Raw genomic sequence first — 3269 nt, 5'->3', positions numbered from 1 at the left:
ACCCCACCGGCCCCCCAATCGGCTTGACACCATCATTGAGACTCACTCGATGAGCGCATGGGGCAGGTCGAGTGCGGCAGGATGAGGGACCAACAAGGCTCCTGCGCCGATGGGTTGAGACTTCGAACACCTCCCTCAACGGCACGGGAGCCTTGTGCGTTGCGAGCAAGGTTGCCGTCACCCGATCGGTGGCCTCACTGAAACACCTCACTGTTGTCCCGCCAGAACGCACCCGTACGAGAACACACCAGTGATGGCTCACCATGCGGGCTGGCCCAGGTCTTTGCTTTCCACCGTGTTGAGCAGATCGGAGCCCGTGAGCGTTGGTGACGGTGGGCGGCGTAGGGTCGCTGAGGGAAGTTGAGGGGGAGCCATGGCCAGCGTGCAATGGACTGAGTTCGCGGCCTGCCGGAGCACCGACCCCGAGGAACTCTTCGCCCATGGGGCCGAGCAGAACCGGGCGAAGGCGGTGTGCACGGGGTGTGTGGTGCGCACCGAGTGCCTGGCCGAAGCTCTCGACCAGCGCATCGAGTTCGGCGTGTGGGGTGGCATGACCGAACGCGAGCGCCGTGCCCTGCTGCGCCGCCGTCCGGACGTCGTTTCCTGGCGGAGAGTTCTGGAGGACGCGCGTCAGGCGTACGAGCGGCCCGCTGCTGGTTGACCACCTGATGCGTCCGTCGGCGCACCGGTGCGGGCCATTCGGTGTGCCGGGGCCAAGTCGAGTTGTTGTCGTGCGGATGTGACACACGGCCGCCCCGCACACCTTGCTGCCGCACGGGTGATGCGCACCCGGTGACATACGCTCACCCGACGAGGCGACCTGCTGGCTTCCTGGATCCTTCGCGCATGGCAGGCAGTGCGCTTCCTGCGCCGTCACCCACCATGCGCCTACGCCGCAGGCTCGCGCTCCACGCACCGCTCGCGCAGCCGACGCCCAGTCACCCGCCGACTTCCAGGACAATGTGCCCGGACGCGCCGGTGGGAGTGCGAATAGTGATGTTGTTTCGTACGATTTCAGTTCCCGGCTCTGACAGGACAGCCGGGAACTCGGCGGTCCCACGCTCCGATCGCACGCCGCGCGGGACCGCCATCAAAGACCACGGCGGCGCGCTGTACGCTGGGCATGCCGATACGCCAGGTGTCATTCCTGGCCCTGTGGGGCTCGGCGAGTGAGGCCGGGTCCCACATCAATACGTCGGGAGCCGACGTGTAGCCGCCGTCTGCCCAGACCAGGGTGATGTCGCGGTGCAGGCGGCGCAGCCGGGTCAGCAGGCCCACGGCGGCGTCCCGGTCGCCGAAGTTCGCGGCGGTGACCGCGACGACCAGGAGCAGGCCGAGGCAGTCGGTCACGATGTGCCTTTTGCGGCCGGGCACCTTCTTTCCGCCGTCGTAGCCGCGTGAGGCGGCCGGTACTGTCGCAGCGGCCCGCACCGACTGCGCGTCGATGATCCCCGCCGTGGGCTGGGCCTCGTGGCCTTCGCGCTCACGGACTTTCCCGCGCAGCCGGTCGTGGAACTCGGCGATCAGCCCGTGCTCGCGCCAGCGGCGGAAGAAAGCGTAGACCCGGCCCCAGGCGGGGAAGTCCGCAGGCATCGCCCGGCACGAGATCCCACACCCGCGACCAGGTAGAGCGGATCGCGTCCAGCATCTGGCGGTGGCAATAGCCCTCTGGCTGCCCGCCTCTGCCCTGGAGCCAGGCCGGCACCGACAGCAACGGCCGGACCTCCGCCCACTCCGCGTCCGTCATGTCCGACGGATACCGGCGCACCCGATCGAGATGATCGGCCGCGTTGCCGTACACATGCGCGAGGCAATCGCACGACAAGGCGGACGAGTTGAAGTCAACGGGCTCGGGCGCGTACAACAACGACAACAGGGCCTCCGGGAACCGCTCGGAATGGGATCGCACCCCCGAGCTACCAGGAGGCCCTGCCTTCATGCCCCGCTCACCGGAAGATCACCCGACCGGGAACCCGCATTCGACCGTCAGACGAACTCCGCGGTACGGCAACTACTTCTCAGTCTCACTGACCAATGACATCAGCCCACGACGTTCTTGAGTCCGTCGGCGAGGGCACCGGCCAGGCCCGGGGGCAGTTCGAATACGAGCCGACCGCCGCCTTCGAGCGGTATGCGTATGACGATGCCCTGCCCCTCCTCGGTGACTTCGAGCGGGCCATCGCCCGTCCGCGGCCTCATCCTGGCCCTGTCGCTCGGCCGAGTGCATTCATCCTCGTTGACGACCTCCTTGAGTGCGCCGGCGAGGGCACCGGCCTCGTCCGGGGTCAGTTCGACTACGAGCCGACCGCCGCCTTCGAGCGGTACGCGCATGACGATGCCCCGCCCCTCCTTGGTGACCTCGAGCGGGCCGTCGCCCGTCCGCGGCCTGATCGTGCCGCGCGGCTGAATGAAGTCACCGTTGTTGAGGGACAGTGCCCGCGTCCCGTTGCCCTCGGTCTTGACTGTGTACGTCCCCAGAGCCGGTGTCGCGGTGGCGGGAGGCGTTAGGACGACTGTGGTCCCCAGAACGAACGATGAGACTACGAGCGAGATGACGGCATTACGTCGGATGCGCCGGGCCATGATGGGTGTCCTCCCTCGCGCTGAGTGGAGGGCGCCGCGGAAAACACGGGGGCAAGTCGCCGCGCCAGCGCTCCGGGAGTGGTCCCTCCAGCCACAGCGCGACAACGGATGTACGGCTGTGGCGCCGCTATGGCACCGGACTGATCGGAAAGGCGCCTTTCCATCCATCCTCCCCCTCCCCGAACCGGGTGTCGACCGGACGGCCATGTGGGCCGGCCTGGCGGACAGGCCCAGCAGCTCGGCACAGGGCGGCTCGACGGCTTGGCTTCGTGAGGTGTCTACCTTCTCGCCACCATCCGAGCCCGCGCTGTACAACAGTTGGCCGCGAGCCGGCCAGGAGGCATCCCGCCTCATGAGCGGCGTCAGCGCTCACGGCGCGTGCGCGATGCAGTCACACCATGGGGCAGCAAGGTTGAGCGCGGCGGAGGCGGACGCCTAGAAATGCGGCAACAGGGTCTCCTGGAACTCGGAGGGGGGCGCACCCCCAAGCTACCGCGAGGCCCTGCCTTCATGCCCGGACCACCCGAGCATCACCCGACTCGGAACCCTGTTCGAACCAACAGACCCCACGATCGATATGGCAACGGGTTCTTAGAGGTCGTTTTCATCTGCTTCGGCAGCTTACGGGCTGATTCTGTGAGGGAGGAGTGGCGGTGCGCAAGAGGCATTAGGTGTGGTGGAGCTTG

Annotated in this window: 2 protein-coding genes and 2 pseudogenes; 1 reads left to right on the top strand and 3 read right to left on the bottom strand. The window is 67.5% G+C overall.

The annotated features are described in order from the left end of the window. The first annotated feature begins 373 nt into the window (after window positions 1-373). Complete coding sequence (locus ACIRVH_RS46420) at window positions 374-661, top strand: WhiB family transcriptional regulator (protein ID WP_403967161.1); 288 nt, start codon at window positions 374-376, stop codon at window positions 659-661. Between the two features lie 353 nt (window positions 662-1014). Here the strand turns inward: ACIRVH_RS46420 and ACIRVH_RS46415 are convergent, their stop codons facing one another. The 3 genes and pseudogenes from ACIRVH_RS46415 to ACIRVH_RS46405 form a co-directional block, all read right to left on the bottom strand. Further along, window positions 1015-1593, bottom strand: a complete 579-nt coding sequence (locus ACIRVH_RS46415) for a transposase (RefSeq protein WP_403967158.1) — start codon at window positions 1591-1593, stop codon at window positions 1015-1017. A 447-nt stretch (window positions 1594-2040) separates the two neighbouring features. Beyond that, window positions 2041-2187 (bottom strand): annotated as a pseudogene (locus ACIRVH_RS46410) (DUF3117 domain-containing protein); the annotation flags it as partial. Window positions 2188-2238: 51 nt separating this feature from the next. Continuing rightward, window positions 2239-2391: pseudogene (locus ACIRVH_RS46405) on the bottom strand (DUF3117 domain-containing protein); the annotation flags it as partial. Between the last annotated feature and the right edge of the window lie 878 nt (window positions 2392-3269).

The sequence above is a fragment of the Streptomyces sp. NPDC101165 genome (assembly GCF_044768135.1).
Classification (GTDB): domain Bacteria; phylum Actinomycetota; class Actinomycetes; order Streptomycetales; family Streptomycetaceae; genus Streptomyces.
The sequence above is the reverse complement of the archived record's forward strand: the minus strand, read 5'-3'. Positions and strand labels throughout refer to the sequence as shown.